This window comes from Kytococcus schroeteri, assembly GCF_002847825.1.
GTDB classification, from domain to species: Bacteria; Actinomycetota; Actinomycetes; order Actinomycetales; family Dermatophilaceae; genus Kytococcus; species Kytococcus schroeteri.
This window is the reverse complement of sequence record NZ_PKIZ01000014.1, coordinates 57,850-75,243: the sequence shown is the minus strand read 5'-3', so window position 1 is coordinate 75,243 and position 17,394 is coordinate 57,850. Positions and strand designations below refer to the sequence as shown.

At 71.9% G+C, this 17,394-nt stretch carries 16 protein-coding genes and 1 pseudogene; 11 read left to right on the top strand and 6 right to left on the bottom strand.

The window, feature by feature from the left end; translation table 11 throughout:
• Window positions 1-54: 54 nt before the first annotated feature.
• Window positions 55-306 carry a transposase family protein gene (locus CYJ76_RS08260; RefSeq protein ID WP_238138196.1) on the bottom strand — a complete coding sequence of 84 codons (252 nt, stop codon included), beginning with the start codon at window positions 304-306 and terminating at the stop codon, window positions 55-57.
• Window positions 307-568: 262 nt separating this feature from the next.
• Between CYJ76_RS08260 and CYJ76_RS08255 the strand changes: the two genes are divergently transcribed.
• Window positions 569-1,240 carry a hypothetical protein gene (locus tag CYJ76_RS08255; protein ID WP_144043061.1) on the top strand — a complete coding sequence of 224 codons (672 nt, stop codon included), beginning with the start codon at window positions 569-571 and terminating at the stop codon, window positions 1,238-1,240.
• On the opposite strand, the gene CYJ76_RS08250 is transcribed toward CYJ76_RS08255, so the two are convergent.
• Window positions 1,212-2,387: a hypothetical protein gene (locus CYJ76_RS08250; RefSeq protein WP_180802256.1), complete on the bottom strand. Its 1,176-nt coding sequence runs from the start codon at window positions 2,385-2,387 to the stop codon at window positions 1,212-1,214. The genes CYJ76_RS08255 and CYJ76_RS08250 overlap by 29 nt on opposite strands.
• Before the next feature lie 95 nt (window positions 2,388-2,482).
• Between CYJ76_RS08250 and CYJ76_RS08245 the strand changes: the two genes are divergently transcribed.
• Window positions 2,483-2,818, top strand: coding sequence for a hypothetical protein (locus CYJ76_RS08245; protein ID WP_101849819.1), 336 nt, complete (start codon window positions 2,483-2,485; stop codon window positions 2,816-2,818).
• Window positions 2,819-2,837: 19 nt separating this feature from the next.
• On the opposite strand, the gene CYJ76_RS08240 is transcribed toward CYJ76_RS08245, so the two are convergent.
• A complete protein-coding gene (locus tag CYJ76_RS08240) occupies window positions 2,838-3,521 on the bottom strand; it encodes a TetR/AcrR family transcriptional regulator (RefSeq protein ID WP_101849818.1) in 684 nt (227 codons plus the stop codon).
• Between the two features lie 113 nt (window positions 3,522-3,634).
• Here CYJ76_RS08240 and CYJ76_RS08235 point away from each other — a divergent pair, with 113 nt between their 5' ends.
• The 6 genes from CYJ76_RS08235 to CYJ76_RS12235 all read left to right on the top strand — a co-directional run bounded on the left by CYJ76_RS08235 (window position 3,635) and on the right by CYJ76_RS12235 (window position 11,382).
• Window positions 3,635-4,567 (top strand): NAD-dependent epimerase/dehydratase family protein, encoded by a 933-nt coding sequence (locus tag CYJ76_RS08235; RefSeq protein ID WP_180802255.1) that lies wholly within the window; start codon window positions 3,635-3,637, stop codon window positions 4,565-4,567.
• 107 nt (window positions 4,568-4,674) lie between these two features.
• On the top strand, window positions 4,675-4,833 hold the full coding sequence (locus tag CYJ76_RS12495) for a hypothetical protein (RefSeq protein WP_168168525.1): 159 nt from the start codon (window positions 4,675-4,677) through the stop codon (window positions 4,831-4,833).
• Window positions 4,834-4,910: 77 nt separating this feature from the next.
• Window positions 4,911-8,096 (top strand): DEAD/DEAH box helicase, encoded by a 3,186-nt coding sequence (locus CYJ76_RS08230; protein WP_101849816.1) that lies wholly within the window; start codon window positions 4,911-4,913, stop codon window positions 8,094-8,096.
• A 96-nt stretch (window positions 8,097-8,192) separates the two neighbouring features.
• A complete protein-coding gene (locus tag CYJ76_RS08225) occupies window positions 8,193-9,950 on the top strand; it encodes an ATP-binding protein (RefSeq protein WP_101849815.1) in 1,758 nt (585 codons plus the stop codon).
• Between the two features lie 19 nt (window positions 9,951-9,969).
• A complete protein-coding gene (locus CYJ76_RS08220; protein WP_101849814.1) occupies window positions 9,970-10,305 on the top strand; it encodes a hypothetical protein in 336 nt (111 codons plus the stop codon).
• A gap of 81 nt (window positions 10,306-10,386) precedes the next feature.
• Window positions 10,387-11,382 carry a hypothetical protein gene (locus CYJ76_RS12235; protein WP_144043060.1) on the top strand — a complete coding sequence of 332 codons (996 nt, stop codon included), beginning with the start codon at window positions 10,387-10,389 and terminating at the stop codon, window positions 11,380-11,382.
• Between the two features lies 1 nt (window position 11,383).
• Here CYJ76_RS12235 and CYJ76_RS08210 read toward each other — a convergent pair whose 3' ends face one another.
• Complete coding sequence (locus tag CYJ76_RS08210) at window positions 11,384-12,595, bottom strand: MFS transporter (RefSeq protein WP_101849812.1); 1,212 nt, start codon at window positions 12,593-12,595, stop codon at window positions 11,384-11,386.
• A 620-nt stretch (window positions 12,596-13,215) separates the two neighbouring features.
• Here CYJ76_RS08210 and CYJ76_RS08205 point away from each other — a divergent pair.
• The 3 genes and pseudogenes from CYJ76_RS08205 to CYJ76_RS08195 all read left to right on the top strand — a co-directional run.
• On the top strand, window positions 13,216-14,640 hold the full coding sequence (locus CYJ76_RS08205) for an HNH endonuclease signature motif containing protein (RefSeq protein WP_238138195.1): 1,425 nt from the start codon (window positions 13,216-13,218) through the stop codon (window positions 14,638-14,640).
• A gap of 107 nt (window positions 14,641-14,747) precedes the next feature.
• On the top strand, window positions 14,748-15,029 hold the full coding sequence (locus CYJ76_RS08200; RefSeq protein ID WP_141495007.1) for a hypothetical protein: 282 nt from the start codon (window positions 14,748-14,750) through the stop codon (window positions 15,027-15,029).
• Window positions 15,030-15,039: 10 nt separating this feature from the next.
• A pseudogene (locus CYJ76_RS08195) lies at window positions 15,040-15,559 on the top strand (glutamate-5-semialdehyde dehydrogenase); the annotation flags it as partial.
• A 111-nt stretch (window positions 15,560-15,670) separates the two neighbouring features.
• On the opposite strand, the gene fmdA reads toward CYJ76_RS08195, so the two are convergent.
• Window positions 15,671-16,924, bottom strand: coding sequence for a formamidase (fmdA, locus tag CYJ76_RS08190; protein ID WP_070703677.1), 1,254 nt, complete (start codon window positions 16,922-16,924; stop codon window positions 15,671-15,673).
• A gap of 56 nt (window positions 16,925-16,980) precedes the next feature.
• Window positions 16,981-17,268 (bottom strand): FmdB family zinc ribbon protein, encoded by a 288-nt coding sequence (locus CYJ76_RS08185; protein ID WP_070703675.1) that lies wholly within the window; start codon window positions 17,266-17,268, stop codon window positions 16,981-16,983.
• Window positions 17,269-17,394: the final 126 nt, after the last annotated feature.

Below are 17,394 nucleotides of genomic sequence, written 5' to 3'. Positions count from 1 at the left end.
CCCCCATCATCAGGGGACCTCGACCCCTACCTCGACCCGGTCACACCACCACTGCTACACCCTCAGATCGGAAGAGCCGGTGAAGCTCGCACCAGGGCAGAGGGCCTCTCGGCACACGTATCTGCGCTTGGCCCACACCAGTCGCACCGGTCTGCCGAACGAGGGGGCGTCCACCAGGCGGACCTGATCGCGGCCGTGAGCGGTGGCCACCACCCCACAGTGCGGGCACCCGGCCGGCCCCGACGTGGACTCCACGTGCACCACCAGCCCAGCATCACCGTCATCCACCACCCCGGTGACGCTCATCGCCGGCAACCCCAGCCACGTCTGACAGGCACCACACGAGGCAGCAGGGCACGGGGAAGTAGGCTCAGGCACAGTCGAGGTCCTTGGCGATCCGAGGGGGTAGAAGTCCTCAGATCATGCCCGGGACCTCGACCCCTACCCCCAAGCACCCACGCTCAACTCCGAAGAGCCGGGTAAGGGCCTACCGCTGGCGGCAGGCTCAGAGCAGCACACGACCGAGTGCAAGGCGAGGTTGTCGGTGCCCGGCGGTTCACTCCTCGACGTGACGCTGCATGACGGGAGGAATGGCATGGACCCGACCCCGATGGTCGCCGACTGGGCCTCTCGCGTCTGGGCGCGCCTGCTGAGCACCCAGTCGACGAGCGCGATCATTGCGGAGCTCGCAGCCGCCATTCGGGAGGCGCGCGACTTCCGGACCCACGAACCGTCAGACGTGGAGCCGGGACGCCTGTACCACGAGCGCATGGACTCAGCGGTCCGCGAGGCTCGGCAGCAGGCCACTGCGCGCCTGACTATGGGGCCGGGCTCCAGGAACCGGCACCGCTTCATTCTGGCCATGACCATTGCCGCGTGCACTGTCGCCCTGATCGCCGCGGACTACGTGCTGGAGCATCACTTCGATCCCACTCCCTCCACGGCTCTCACACTGTTCCTTCTCGGTGGAATCTTGTTCCTGCTACTCATCGTCATAGCCCAGATGGCTACGCTCATCGCCAGCGCGGGGTACCGCGAGTGGAAGGACAAAGCCGAGGTCGATGCCCTAGTCAGGCGACTCCCCGACCGGTTGGAAGAGCACGGGTACTGGGAGGAGGCGCGTGAGCTGCACGCGCACATGGAATGGCAGCGTCGCCGCACGCCTCATCCCGCACGTACTGCGCCCAAGTCAAAACGAGGCGTCCGGCGGATCACGCTTCGTCGTGGCCCGCTCCGCTGAACCCCCGGCCCAACAGTGCCGCGCCGGCCAGCACCAGTCCCGCACCCACCATCGGCGCCGGGCCGGTGGTGGCCGACCAGCCCGTGTCCACTACCGGCCCGCGCTGGGCGGCCGACTCGAACCGCCGCCACAGACGCTCCCCTGAACCACCCACGGGTCCGATCGCGCGGCGCAGCGCGTCTGAATCCGGGCGCCACCGAGCGTCCACGGCCTCGAGCGCGTCCTGCCGCGTGGTCACGGCAGCGCACAGGCTGAGGATGTAGTCCGGCGTCTCCAGGCCAGGGGCCGTCACACCCACCAAGGGACACCCGACAGCGGCGACGTTCGGGAACACCGAGCCGGGAATCCCCACGCACACCTCAGCCCGCGCAGACGCCTCCACCGTGCCCTCCTCAGCGATCTCGAAGCGGCTCCACAGCGCAGGGTCCTCCCGGGGGTGCAGACCCACACGGACCGCCCTGCCGGAATCGGCCAGGGCACCGGCCACCCCCATCAACAACTCGGCCCCGGGGGCCGCCTCACCGGTCTCGTCGGGGTGGGTGACCGAGGTGGCGACGACAACGCTGCCGGGTTCCGACCTGTGAGCAGGAAGGTCGTCCAGCGCCGGGTTGCCGACGACCGCGACGTGGGAACGGGGAACCCCGAAATGGGCAGCAAAGACGCCGGCCTCATCCCCGGAACCTGCGGTCATGGCGACAAGGCGCGGACGCAGCTCGGCAGCTCCCGGTGCCTCCTCCGGAGTCAGGTAGGCGAGCGATGCAGCCACGACGGGGACATCGGACAGAGCACGGGCAACCCGTACAGGCCATTCCAAGGCCGAGTTGACCACCAACACGTCAGCACCCCAAGCAGCTGCCTCCGCGACAGTGACCACAGGGGTGGCGTCATCTTCCTCGAGGTGGCTGCGGTCCGGGACGACCATCGCGATCGTCCGACCGGCAACGGACGCCTCATCCAGAAGGTGCTCGATGTGGTAGGTCCCCCAGGGTTCAGAGGTGGCCACCAGGACGCGGACCGGGCGAGCGGCAGCCGCTGCGGCAACAGGCTGGATGGCGGCCCCGAGAGCGGCGCCACCGGTTGCGAGGAGGAAGTGTCGTCGGTGCATGCCGGCAACGTACGGAGCCAGCGTGAACACCCGGTTGCCCACGGACGAACCTCCGATGCGCTCGCCCCCCCCGATCACTCGTCCGCTTTGCCGCACCCACCACGACGCACGCATGGCCCGCCCCCTACCCTGCCCCCATGCAGACGCTCACCAAGACGGCCAACTCCCTGCTCCGCGGCACCGAGGACGTCGCCCTGTCCCCCATCAAGGGCATCTGGGTGGGCGGCAAGATCACTGCCGACGCCTCCGGTGTCTCGTTCGCCCCCAACGGCGTGAACAAGGCGATCCACCCGGTCGACACCACCTGGCACCTGGACTACGACCAGATCCGCGCCGTGCGCATCCGTTTCGGGGTGGGCACCAAGATCGTGGAGCTGCACACCCACGATCAGGTGGCCTCCTTCCGCAGCTACGGCACCCGCCGCATCGCCCAGGAGATCGCCGCCCGCGCCGGGGTGCCGCTGGAGGGCTGAGCCGGACCGCCCGGCCCGCCTACCCCTCGCTCGGCGCGCCCGACGCGCCGCCCAGCCACCGCTCCAGCAGCGCCTCCCCGAGCCCGTCCGGCACCGGCCCCCACGCACCGAACACCTCGGCACTCACCAGCCCCACCAGCCCGGCCCACCACGTCATCGCTGCGGCCACCTCGTCCGCCGAGGCGTCGACCCCCAGCTCCGCCACGGCTTCCCGCGCGAACGGCACCAGGACATCGTCCCTACCGGTGGGCACGTCGCCCAGCCCGCCGGCAGCCACCAACTCGAGTACCCGCGCCATCACGCGCGTCCCGGGCCCGCCAGTGCGATCCGGCGACGCCGCGAAGCCCGGCACCGGCGTGCCGTAGAGCAGTCCCCACTCGGCCGGGTGCGCCACACCCCACGCCCGCACGGACCGGGCCAGGGTCCCCAACCGCGCCGCCGCGCCCGCCACCCCGGGACCGTCACCCGGCACCTCGGACAGCGCGTCGTCCACGGCATCGGCCAGGCCGTCGAACGCGTCCACCAGCAGCCGCGTGAGCAGCTCGTCGCGGCTGTCCACGTAGCGGTACACCGCCGAGCTCACCACCCCCACCTCGCGCGCCACCTCCCGCAGCGAGAGCGCCGCCGCGCCCCGCTCACGCAGCTGGGTGCGCCCGGCGGCCAGGATCGCCGCCTCCATCTCGGCCCGGGTCCGTCTGGTCATGCGTGCAGTCTCGCAGCCGCAACAGAGAGCAGTGCTCTTGCGCGCGCACCCCACTTGCCCCTACGCTTCGAGAGCAGTGCTCTCTACCGCCCACCCACGCCCCGGAGGCCCCCGTGCACGTCCTACTCACCGGTGCCGGCCAGATCGGCCAAGCCCTCGTCCCCCACCTGCTCGCCCACGGCGACACCGTCACCGTCCTGCGCGCCTACGGCCCCGACCTGCCCGGCACCACCACGGTGCGCGGCGACGCCGGCGACCGCGCCCTGCTGGCACGGCTCACCGCATCGACCCCGCCCGATGCGGTGGTGCACACGGTCCACGCGGCCTACGACCACCGCGTCTGGCGCGCCGAGCTGCCACCCCGCGAGCAGGCGGTGATGGATTTGGCCACGGGCCTGGGCATCCCGGTGGTGTTCCCCGAGTCCGTCTATGCCTGGGGCAATGCCGCCCGCGACCTCACCGAGGGAGCCCCCGTCGCCCCGACCACACCCCTGGGCCAGGTGCGCGCCGAGCTGCTCGCCGCTCGCGCGGCGCACCCGGCGCGGACGCTCAGCATCGTGGCCGCCGACCTCATCGGCCCCACCGCCACCACCAGCGGCTCGGTGGCCACGGCTCTGGTGGTGCGCCCGGCGGCGGCCGGCCGGCGCGTGTGGTTCCCCGGCGACCCCGACGCACCTCACGCGCTGACCCACCTGCCGGACCTGGCCCGCGCCCTGCGCCACGCCGCCGCCCACGCCGAACACCTCGCCCCCGGCGGCGATGCCGTGATCCACGCCCCCACCCCGCCCTCGCGCAGCATGGCCGCCCTGGCCGATGCGGCGGCAACGGCCACCGGCGCCGGCCGGGCCCGGGTGACGCGGCTGCCCACGTGGCCGCTGGCCGTGGCGGGCCTGGCCGACGCGACCATGCGCGAGCTGCACCGCATGCGCTACCTCTGGACGCAGCCGTCCCACCTGCGGCCCGGGACGCTCACTACAGAGGAAGGACTGGCGGCGAGCGCGTGGGAGGACGTGGTGGCGGGGGGCGGTGACGCCCGGTCGGGGTAGCCACTGATGCCTCTGCGCCTGGACGGCCGCCCCGCTTGCCACCCCACCCCGCCGGCCACGCTGGAACCCATGAGCCAGCACCCCCCAGAGCCCGCTCCGGCGGCGGCATGTTCCCGTTCCCCCACCGCTCGTGGCAGACCAAGGGCGGCTCCCGCGTGGTGGTCGGCGGCTGCTGCCTGCCCATCCCGCCCGGCTTCTGCGCCCTCGTGGCCGCCGGCGGCGCGATGTCCCACCACGTCATCACCAGCGGTACCGGCCCGGCCTGACGCGCCACGAGGGAGGTTGTCGGCCCCGTCGCCTACGGTGGCCGGTAAGACCGCCACCGCCGTCAGGAGAACCGGGCATGACCAGCCAGCACGGCGTGACCGACGCCGCCGTCATCGAGTACTTCGCACGGGTCCTGCAGCGAGGCCAACTCGATGAGGTGACCTTCGGCGACGACAGGTTCGTGGCCGTTCCCCGAGCCGACCTGCGTTTGGGCTGCCTGCCGCAGGAAAAGACCGACAAGCTGTTCTCCCGCAAGAAGACCAAGGCCCCGATCCCCGTGGTCGTCTCGCTCCTGTCGCTGCAGATCGGAGGCGGCAAGCACTCCGGCCTCGTGCTCCTGGCCGCCTCCCTCCGCCCCGACGGCACCCTCGACCCCGTGGTGGAGACGGGTAGCTCACCGTGGATCCCCGCCGAACGGCTGAACTCACCCCAGGTGACGGGCCGCGAGGTGATGCTGGGGGACCAGGAGGCCTTCTGGTCGGCCTTCCACGGGCCGTTGAGTGCCGAGGTCTCGCAGGTGGAGACGTTTGGCGGTGCCGTGGACCTCGCCGATGCGTTGACCAAGGAGGTCACGGGCCTCGCGCCCCAGGAGTTCGCCACCCGCCGCTCCACCAGCCGGACGGTGCTGGAGGCAGACACCTGCTACGTCATGGAGTTCGAGCGCATCAGCGCCGCCCGTTCCCTGTTGGAGCTCTACGACCACATGCAGCGCACCGGGGAGCGCGGCCTAGCCTCCCGCCTCATCCTGGGCGCCCCGGACAAGCACCACGAACGCGACATCCACGTGGGGGACGGCCTCCTCACGCGCGCACTCGCGGCCTGCGGATCCATGAGTGACGGGTTCCCCCTCACCCCCTCGCAACGACGCGCCGTCCACGGCTTTCTCACCGACGGCGACGGCGACGTCACAGCCGTCAGCGGACCACCCGGCACGGGCAAGACCACCATGCTGCAGGCCGTGGTGGCCTCGACCCTCACCCGACGAGCACTCGACGAGGAGCCGCCGCCCCTCATCGTGGGCACGTCCACCAACAACCAGGCGGTCACCAACATCATCGACGCCTTCGCCTCGGTGACCAAGGAGGAGCCCGGCCCGCTCGACCACCGGTGGCTGCCCCAGGCCCAGGACGGTGCAGCCGGTGACGCCCCGATGACGTCACTGGCCGTTTACTGTCCGTCCAAGGCCAAGTGGAACGAGGCAGCCCGCAAGTACCTGGTGGAGGACGACAGCCGCGCCGGTGTCTACGCCGACCACAGCGATGAGGCGTACCTCGAGGCTGCACGCGATCGGTTCGTGACCAAGGCGTTTGAGTACTTCGGCAGCGCCTCCGACGTTGCCGGGCTGCGGACGCTCCTCCACGAGGCGCTCTGCGAGGTGGACGAGACGCGCAGGCGGCTCCTGGCCACCATGGCCACCGAGGGCCCCGGCACCCGTTACGCCGACCTCTGCCAACGCGTCCTGACGAACCCTCTGCTGTCCGGCCTCGAGCACCTCACCGAGCTGCCCATGTGCCGGGACCTGGAGTCCCTCGACGCGGAACTCGACCGGACCCTGCGGTACGTCGCCTTCTGGCTGGCCGTGCACTACTACGAGGCGTACTGGCTGGAGGCGGAGTTCCTGCCCGAGAACGAGCGGTGGAAGAACACCCGACGCACCATGGACACCTACTGGTCCCAGGCGCCGGCGCTCACCCCGTGCTTCGTGATGACGGCCTACCAGGTGCCCAAGTACTTCGAGCTCTACGCCAAGACGGGTGAACCGCGACCGTTCGACATCGGGCGCATCGACCTGCTGATCGTGGACGAGGCGGGACAGGTGGACACCCCCGTGGGCCTCCCACCCTTCGCACTGGCCAAGCGCGCCCTGGTGGTGGGTGACACCAAGCAGTTGGCCCCCGTGTGGTCCCTGGACGACGTGACCGACCAAGAGGTGGCCGGCAGCACCGGCGTCTCGGCCGAGGACTGGGACCGGCTGTTGAAGCCACGTGGCCTGACCTGTTCCCAACCGTCCAGCCTCATGGCAGCCGCGAGCAACGCCTCACGGTGGGTGTACGGCGACCCCGTCGCACCGCAGCCGGGACTGTTCCTCGCCGAGCACTTCCGGTGCCACCCGCAGATCATCGGCTTGTGCAACGAGCTGCTCTACGACGGGTTGCTCAATCCCCGGCGCAAGGAGGAGCAGTCACCGTTGCACGGGGTGGCCGAGCCCTTCCAGTTCCGAGAGGTGCCCGGCTCCAGCGACACACGGGAGGGGACGAGCCGCAAGAACGTGGCCGAGGCCGAGGCCATCACCAGGTGGATCGTGGACAACTTTGACGCCTTGCACGAGGTCTACATCGACCGCCAGGAGGACCCCAACAAGCGGCCCAAGCCGGAGGAGATCATCGGCGTGGTGACGCCGTTCAGCGCCCAGGCGCGCGCCGTGAGAACTGCTCTGCGCCAAGCGATACAGTCGCTGCCGGCCGGATCACACATCCCGTCCGGCTTGGCAGAGGCTCTGACCGTGGGCACGGCCCACCGGCTGCAGGGGGCCGAGCGGCCGGTGATCCTCTTCTCTGCGGTCTACGGGCAGAGCGAGGGGACGGCCAGCTTCATCGACGGCAATCCTGAGCTGCTCAACGTCGCCGTGTCCCGCGCCAAGGACCTGCTGGTCGTCTTCGGCGCCGAACGGCGGTGGAACAACGGTCCGGCCTTCAGTCTGATCTCCCAGTACGCCACGCGGACCACGCTCGACATCGGGGAAGAGCCCGAGCCCCCGGCGGAGCCGCAGCCGCTGGTTCCCACCCCGGCACCGACGCCGACCTACACCGTGGGCCAGCCTGCCGACCTGCCGATCCGCGAAAAGGTCTCTGAGCCGGTGACCACCTCCACGGGCGGCTCCCCCCGGATGACCTTTGCCACCCTGCGGGCGGCCAACCCCGCGCCAGGGCCCGGTTCAACGTCCCCGCCAGCACCTGGGGGCGAGGCCGAGGACCGGGGAGAGGCGCTTCCTGTGTCAGGCCTGCTCAAGCAGTGGGCGTCCTCCGGCCACCTCCTTCCGGAGGACAGCGGCCTCACAGCGGCAGCCTTCAACCTGCGGCTGCACACGGCGGGCATCCTCGCCGGCGAACCGGGGGCCTGGACCGTCACGGCGGCCGGGGAGATGGTCGGCGTCACCACGGAGCCACGGACCAGGAGAGACGGCTCGCCCTACGACGTCATCCTGTACGGGCTCCAAGCCCAGGAGGGGCTGCTGCGGCTGTACCGGACAGGACGGCTTTGACGACCGCTGGCGCAAAGTGCAGACCCACCCACCCCATCCGGTGGGGTGCTACTTTTTGCGCGAGAAAAGTAGCACCCCTGAGTCGAGGTCGCTCCCATGACACTTTTCAACCCCACACCCGCCGAGAAGGCCGTGACCCAGGCGATCGCAGAGCTCCGGGCTGGGCGTCCGGCCTCGGAGAGCCGCCACCTTGATCTGAAGTCGGCCACCACCCGTCACGGCGCCCCCGTGCCCGACCCAGCGCGTGATCCTGCGCTGGTACGCCAGCTGGCCCCAGAGGTCGCCTGCATGGCCAACACACCCGGCGGAGGGGCCCTGGTCCTCGGAGTCGGGGACGACAACACCCTCGAGGGCACGACGGCCCACGCCGAGTGGCTCCGCCGCGAGATCTACACCCAGCTGCAGAGTCGAGTCACCTGTGACGTGCGCGAGGTCTTCGTCCACGAGCGCCGTCTCCTGGTGCTCCTGGTCCCGGAGGCGGTGGAACCCGTCAAGGTCAAGGGACGAATCCAGTGGCGCATCGACGACGGGTGCCACGAGGTGGACGCCAGCACATGGCGTGCGCGCATGGACCACGCGCGACGAGTGGACTGGTCCGCGCGATCGAGCCAGCTGCCCACGTCTCGTGTTCGCCCCAGCGGAATGGCAGCGGTTCGCACCTTCCTGGAGGACACGCGCGAGACCGCCGCCAGGGACCTGGCTCAGCTGCCCGACGAGGACCTCCTCCGCCGCCTCAACGCCGTGGACGTGGACGGATTCCTCACGAACGCCGCAGCCCTCCTGTTCGTGGGCTGGGGCCCGGAGCACAACATGCTCGACTACATCCGCCGAGACCACGCGGGGGGAGACAGCCGCGAGCGCCTCCACCGCACGGGCCTGTCCCTCGCAGAAGAGCTCCAGGAGGTCCTCCGCACCTGCCGCTCGTTCAATCCCCTGAGGCACACGGGTGACGGTCCCGCTGTCGGCCAGGTGCGCGAGATCCCCGAGCGGCCCCTCCGTGAGGCCATCATCAACGGTGTCGCCCATCGAGACTGGGCCATCCAGCAACCCACCACGATCGAGCACGTCGGAGCCACGCTCCAGGTGACCAGTCCGGGTGGATTCATGCCCGGCATCACACCCGACAACGTCATCCACCAGCCGTCGACCTCCCGCAACACAGCACTCACCGAACTTCTGGCCGCCATCCGAGTGGCAGAGAGGGAGGGCATCGGCATCGACCGCATGTACCAGGACATGCTGTCCCACGGCCACCCCGAACCCAGCCTCCAGGAGCTCGCCACGGGCGCGGTGCGCACGCGGCTTGTCGCGAACGTCAGTGACCAGGGGTGGTTGGAGTGGCTCCACCTGATGGACCAGTCATGGGCGGTCCTGGATCTCGACACCCTGATGACCCTCCGGCAACTCGTGACGCGAGGGTGGACTGATCACCTGCGACTCGCCCCCTACGTGCAACGGCCTCCAGGGGAGACGATCCCGCTGTTGCAGCGCGTCGCCGAGCTCACCATGGGCGGCGATGCCGTGACCACGATGCTGAGCAGCACCCCCGCGGGTGGGACGCCGGCAATGACGCTGAGCAAGGGGGCACTCCGCGCCTTGGCGCACGCGGACAGCCGAAGTGCCTACCCCGTCGAACGATCGACGCGCCCCACGCTGGCACTCGACTTCGCCCGCAGCCGTGGCCGGATCAGCAGCTCCGAGTTGGGCGAGATGACCGGGATCGCCAGCCAGACTGCTGGGCGGGTCCTCCGTGACCTCGAGGAACAGGGTGAACTCCTGCCGAGCCGGGCCAACCGCCGAGGTGCGGGCTTCCACTACCTGCCCGCTCCACCTCGCGAGGACTCCCCCGCCTGACTCCCCCTACCCTGCCCCCATGCAGACGCTCACCAAGACGGCCAACTCCCTGCTCCGCGGCACCGAGGACGTCGCCCTGTCCCCCATCAAGGGCATCTGGGTGGGCGGCAAGATCACTGCCGACGCCTCCGGTGTCTCGTTCGCCCCCAACGGCGTGAACAAGGCGATCCACCCGGTCGACACCACCTGGCACCTGGACTACGACCAGATCCGCGCCGTGCGCGTGCGGTTCGGCGTGGTCACCAAGATCGTGGAGCTGCACGCCGACGACGTGGTGGCCTCCTTCCGCTCCTACGGCGCGCGGAAGCTGGGCCAGGAGATCGCCGCCCGCGCCGGGGTGCCGCTGGAGGGGTGACTCAGCCGCGCCCCTCCCGTTGTCCACAGGCTGCGCCGGCACGCCAGCGGGGCTCCTGCCACCCCTGCCACGCTGCCGGGCATGAACCGCACCGTCGCGCTCACCGTCATCGCCGCCACCACGGCCCTGCTCACCGCGGGCTGCTCCGCCGCGGACTCCGCTGAGCCGCCCGCACCGGCGGAGGAGTCCACCAACCAGAGTCCCTCGCCCCAGGAGGCCCGCCCCATGGAGGGCGAGGTCGTCTGGGCGTCCCCGGAGCTGGTGGTCACCCGGGTCGCAGGACCGAAGGACGCCGAGCTGACCGGTTACTCCCCGGACGGGGAACGCCTGTGGAGCCGCAGCCGGTTCGAGCGCATCGGCAGCGGCGTGTGGTTCTGGGAGGCCGATGGGGTGCTCGCCGTCCGTGACGCCTACCTGGACGACGGGACCCGCACCACCCTCGCCCTGCTGGACCCCCGCACCGGCGAGGTGGTGGCCGCCGACAGCGCGGAGGGAGACACCGGTGACCTGCCGAGCGCCGAGGAGCGCCTGACGAAGCGCACCCGGGACTGGGCCACCACCCAGGACGCCGTCAGGGCCGCCCACGGCGGGCCCCGCGTGTTCGTGGACGCCGACACGCTCTCGCACCCCGTGGCCGTGGTCCACGCGCTCGACTGGGTGAAGGCCACCAACATGCAGACCGGCGAGGAGACCGCCATCGCGTGCGAGGACGGCTCCACCGTGCTGCCCACCGCGGTCACCTGGCTCCGGGCGGACGGCGCCTACGCGCAGCTGGACGAGCGCATCGTGCTGGACACGCGGTCCATGGAGGTCTCCTGCTTCGGCGCAGAGGAGGACGAGGACCTCCTGGTGGAGGACGTCTCTGCCGAGGGGCACGTGCTCCAGCGCGACGACATGGACGTGCTCCAGCGGGGCGGGAAGCTCTCCGTGGTGACCCTGCAGGGCGGTGTCGTGTGGACCGCCCCCGAGGCCCTCGGCACGGTCATCGGGGCCCGGTTCGTGGACGAGGACACCCTCGCGGTGAGCGAGCGCGAGGGACAGAACGTGACCACGCACGTGGTGGAGCTGGAGGGCTGACCTACCCCCGCGGCACGGCCACGGCCACCCACACCCCGGCCCCCACGGCCAGCCCCACCACCACGCCCACCAGGCCACCCCACCCGGCACCACCCCAGGCGAACCCGCCGGCGTACCCCACCACCGAGCTGCCCACGTAGTACGCCAGCGTGTACAGCGACGTGCTCTGCGCCCGCCCGCGCACGGCCAGCACGCCGGTCCACCCCGAGGCCACCGAGTGCGCCGCGAAGAACCCCGTGGTGAACACCACCAGCCCGGCCACCACCACCGGCAGCCAGGACGCCAAGGTCACCAGCGCCCCGGCCACCATCAGGCCCACCGACCCGAGCAGCACCGGCAGACGGCCGTGGCGCCCCGCCATCGACCCGGCCACCCGCGCCGACAGGGTGCCCGAGAGGTAGGCCAGGAACAGCAGGCTCACCGCCCCCACCGAGAGGTGCCACGGCGGTCCCTCCAGCCGGAAACCCAGGTAGTTGTACATGGCCACGAAGCCGCCCATGAGCAGGAAGGCCGTCGCGTAGAGGGCCAGCAGCGCGGGGCGGCGCAGGTGGGCGGCGCAGGTGCGCGCCACCGATGCCGGGGACGACGTCTGCCGTTGGAAACCCCGCGGCGCCGGCGGCAGCAGGAACGACGCGGTGGTGGCCACGGCGGCCAGCACTGCCACGGCACCGATGCCGGCGCGCCACCCCATCGCGTCACCCACCGGTGCGGCCACCAGGCGTCCCAGCAGCCCACCGATGCTGGTGCCCGCCACGTACGTGCCGGCGGCCACGGCCGTGACACGGGCGTCCACCTCCTCGCCCAGATAGGCCACGGCCAGCGCCGCCACCCCGCCCAGCGCGGCCCCCTCGGCCACGCGGAGGGCCAGCATCAGCTCGAACCAGGGGCACCACGGCACCGCCAGGCCCAGCACGGTGCCGGCCACCAGCGCCGTGCGGATGGCGGTGAGGCGCCCGATGCGGTCGGCCGCCCACGACCACGGCAGCACCGACAGCGCCAGGCCCAGGGTGCCCGCGGACACCGCGAGGCTGGCCTGCGAGGCGGTGACGCCCAGGTCGGCGGCCAGGAGCGGGAGCACGCCCTGCGGCGAGTACAGCTGCGCGAAGCAGGCGATGCCGGCAGCGAAAAGGGCCGCCTGGATGCGGCGGTAGCCCGGGGTGCCCTTGGCGTGGCCCGGCCAGCGGTCGGCGGCGGGCGCGGTGGGGGTGGGCACGGCATCGAGGGTAGGCGGGGCGGGTGGCAGGCCGAGGGGGCGCCCCGGGCACCGTCTTCGACCACTTCTCGCCGTCGTACTTCGTGTACTGGGCCAGGAAGAGCGACTCCTCGCCCTGGGTGGGCACGTCGCGGGCCGTGGTCTGCAGCTCCAGGGTCAGTGCGGCATCGGTCACGGTGACCCCCTGACCGGTGGGCTCGTGCGACCAGTACTCGCGCGCGTCGATGGTGCCGATGCGCACGGCCAGCTGGTGGCCCTTCGCGAGCGTCCACTCGACGTCCCGCAGGTCCACGGCGTGCCGGCCACCGTCCGCGGCCAGGCCACGGCCACGGCCTGGGCGAGGCGGGTGGGTGTTCATCAACATGTTCTACATAGGGGTTGTCCTTGTTGAGATGTGTGTACTAGTATTGCTGGTGACGGAGGGGACGACCGACGACACCGGGAGGGGGTGCGAGATGGCCGCCGTCACGCACGATGCAGCGCCACCGGCACCACCGCCCCCGGCGGGTCCGGTCAGCACCGGCCCGCCGGATGGCGCAACTCCGGGGAGCGGGGCACTGGGCCGGGCCCACGACGCGGTAGCACGCGCTCACGAGGCGGCGGACGCGCTGATCCGGGCCGTGGCCTCGCTCGGCGAGGCGGCCTCCACGCTCGGCCCCCAAGAGCTCGAGTGGCTGGTGGAGCAGACGCAGGCCCTGGCCAACCGGCACGACCGCGTGCGCTCCCGCGCGCTCGACGTGGTGCGACGGACCCGGGAGGCGGGTCGCGCCGGCCACGACGACGACGCGCAGTTCACCGCCGGACGCACCCGCACGGACCGACGGTCGGCCTCCGAGGACGAGCGACTCGCCCGCGCCCTGGGCAACCACGCGCCCGCCGAGCCCGAGGACGTCGACACGGGTGAGCCGAACGGGCCGGGCAGCGCGGGCAGCGGCGACCGTGGCGAAGGGGCCGGACGGCGCCAGTCCCCCACTGCCGACGCCTGGGACGCGGGCCGCATCACGCGCCAGCAGGCGCGCATCATCACCAGCGCGCTGGAGGACCTGCCCGAGGACGTGACGCCCGAGGAGCGGCTCCGGATCGAGACGAGGCTGGTGCGCAAGGCGCAACGGATGTCACCGGGCCAACTGCGGCGTGAGGCCCGGCGCTGCCTGCAGGAGCTGGACCGAACCGCTGCCGAGGTGGACGCCCACCACGACGCGGTGGTGCGCTCGGAGGAGGAGGCCGCCTGGGAGGCCGCGAGCTTCTGGATGGTCGACCGCGGGGACGGCACGAGCTACGGCCAGTTCGTGCTGCCCACGCTGCAGGCGCGCATGCTCGGCAAGGCCCTGCAGGCCGCCACCGCGCCGCGACGACTGGCCCACCAGCAGCGCCAGCAGTCAGCGACCCGGGGCGCGGCGGACGACGCGGGCACGGGGCCGCTCGAGGGCGAGCCCGGACTCCCCGAGCCGGCCGGCGACGAGCTCACGGGCACAGCCTGGAGGGACCAGCAGATCGATTGGTCCCACGAGCGGGGCAAGGCGTTCGCCGAGCTGATCGACCACCTGCCGACCGACCACCTGGGGTCGAAGATCAACGCGATCCTGCTGGTGACCACCGACCTCGAGACCCTGCGAGGCGAGACCGACCGGACCGGCATCACCGACACCGGAGACGACGTCTCGGCCGGGCAGGTGCGGCGGCTCGCGAGCAATGCCGGGATCATCCCGGTGGTCATGGGCGGCGAGTCGCTGCCTCTCGACCTGGGGCGCCAGTCGCGCTCCTTCACCGACGGCCAGCGGGCAGCGTTGGCCACGCGGTACCGCGAGTGCGCCGCGGAGGACTGCGATCGACCGTTCTCCTGGTGCGAGATCCATCATGACCAGCCGTGGGCACCAGTGCGGGGGCCGGGCGGCGAGGTACTCGACCCCGGCGGCGGGGCGACCGACCTGACCAACGGGATCCCGCTCTGCGGGCGACACCACCGACGACTCAGTGACCCGACCGTGCGCCACGTGGTGCACCGGGCACCCGACGGCACTGCCGTGGTGGGGTTCCGACCATGAGGGCACCCATCCGCCCGCGCCACACGCCCGCTGGGGCCGTGGGGCCGTGGGGCCGTGGGGCCGTGGGCACAGCCTGCCCGACCGACCCCGCTGCGTACTCTGGGCCGATGATCGAGCCGCCGGAGTTCCAGGGCGATGCGCCTCGCCAGACGCCCGCCCAGCGCCGCCAGAAGCGGGTGGCTGGCGCCAGCATCGCGGGGCTGGTGGTGTTCCTGCTCGCATTCTGGGTGCTGGGGCACACCTGGCCGTCCCCCACCAGCCCGGAGGGATGGGGGTCCTTCCTCGTGTGCGTCGGCCTGGGGGCCATGGCCTTTGGCGCCGGACTCGCCCTGCGGGACCCCGACGAGGTGCGCCGCGAGGACGACGACCCGGAGCGCGGCATCGTCTGACCTGCCCACGGCCCGACCTGTCCGCACGTCATCGCGGCGGCTGGCCCTGTCGCTGCTGGTGCACCGCGGCGCCGCGGCGGCCACGCTGCCCGGCATCATGGCCGCCCTGGCCGACGCCGGGGTCACCGTGCACGGCGACGAGGCGGTGCGCGGCTACGCCGAGGCGGCCGGCGCCACGTGAGTGCCGGTCACCGACGAGGACGACGACACCGAGTACCTCTCGCTGGACCTCTCCGCCCGGGGTGGTGGACTCCCTCGACGCGGCGATCGCCCACGTGCAGGAGCACTCCAGCGGCCACACCGAGGCCATCGTCACCGGCGACCGGGCCGCGGCACGGCGCTTCACCGCCGAGGTGGACGCGGCCGCCGTGCTGGTGAACGCCTCCACCCGGTTCACCGACGGCGGCGAGTTCGGGTTCGGGGCGGAGATCGGCATCTCCACGCAGAAGCTGCACGCACGCGGGCCGATGGCGCTGCCGGAGCTGACCACCACCAAGTGGGTCGTGGAGGGCGACGGCCAGGTGCGCTGAGCCGGCGCGCCCCGGGTCGGCGCACACGCCATCGGGCCGGGCGCGTTCCCGTCCGCCGCGTCGCGTCGCGGTCTTCGGGAACGCACCCGGCCCGTGGTGCCGGTGCCGGCCTCAGGCCAGCGAGGCCCGCGGGGCGCCGATGCCCGGGTCGATCTTCGGCACGTCCCCGGCGCCGGGCCGGATGTCGATGTCGAAGATCTCCGTGGGCAGGTAGACCGTGGCGCACGCGTTGGGGATGTCCACCACGCCCGAGAAGCGGCCCTCGATCGGCGCGGCACCCAGCAGCAGGTAGGCCTGCTCCTTGGACCAGCCGAAGGTGCTCAGGTAGTCGATGGCGTGCAGGCAGGCCCGCTGGTAGGCCAGGTGCGAGTCGAGGTACCGCTGCTCGCCGTCCAGCGTCACCGAGGTGCCCGAGAAGCTGAGCCACTGGCTGTAGCGCGGCTCCACGTTGCCCGGCATGAAGATCGCGTTCTCGGTGACCCCGTACTTCTCCATGCCGCCGGGGATGACGTCCACGTGGAAGTCGATGAAGCCACCCATCTCGATGCCGCCGCAGAAGGTGATCTCGCCGTCGCCCTGGCTGAAGTGCAGGTCGCCCACGGAGAAGTTCGCGCCGTCCACGAACACCGGGTAGAACACGCGCGTGCCCTTGGACAGGTTCTTGATGTCCTGGTTTCCGCCGTTCTCACGCGGCGGGGCGGTGCGGGCGGCCTCGCCGGCCACGCGGTCGTAGTCTCCCTGCGGAACACCACCGAGGATGGCGTCCTTCGGCTGCGGCGGCAGGGCCAGCGGCGGCACGCGCTCGGGGTCGGTGGCGATCAGCGCGGCCTCGCGGGTGTTCCACTTCCCCAGCAGCTCCGCGGAGGGCGCGGTGCCCATGAGACCCGGGTGGATGATGCCGGTGAAGCTCACGCCCGGCACGTGGCGGGACGTGGCGGTCTGGCCGGTGAAGTCCCACACGGCCTTGTACGCGTCCGGGAACTCGTCGGTAAGGAAGGAACCACCGTTCTTCTTGGCGAAGATGCCGGTGTAGCCCCAGCCCTGGCCGGCCAGCGGGCCCTCCTCCTGCGGGATCGGGCCCACGTCGAGGATGTCGACCACCAGCAGGTCACCGGGCTTGGCGCCCTCCACCCGGAACGGGCCGGAGAGGGTGTGCACCTTGTCCAGCGGCGCGTCGCGGATGTCCTCGGCGGAGTCGTCGTTCTTCATGAACCCGTCGAACCACTCGCGGCAGTCCACGCGGAACGTGTCGCCCGGCTTGACGGTGGCCACCGGCGGGATCTCGGGGTGCCACCGGTTGTGGCCCAGCTTCTCCTGCTCGGTGAAGGACTTGGCGGAGTCCAGCGGGAAGATGTTCTTCGGCATCACGTGCTCCTTCCGGGGGCCGCCCCGGACCTCCCGGAGCGGTGGCGTGGGGGTGCTCAGGGGCGAGGCAGCTTGGCGTGCCGCGGGTCGCGGCTCACCGGGGTGGCGCGGCGGTTTCCCGCGCCGGGCACGGCATCGACCACCTGGGGGGCGTGCGCGGTGGCCTCGGTGGACTCGATGAGGCGCGCCCGCGGGTCGTTGCCGCGGCCGATGCGGGGCGAGGAGATGAGCCGGCGCGCGGCGGCCCCGCAGGTGGGGCAGGCGATGGGCTCGTCGGCGCGGGCAAGCGGCACCTGCACCTCGCCCTCGTGGGCGGCCTCGCAACGGACGGCGTACAACGGCACCTCGGCCTCCTGACGATGGGGCGTGGCTCGGTCGGGCGGGACCCGGGGCCGCCGGGTGGACGGCCGTGCCCCGAACCTATGCGCCCCGACGCATCCCAGCAAGGGGTGGGGCGAGGTCGGTCCGGG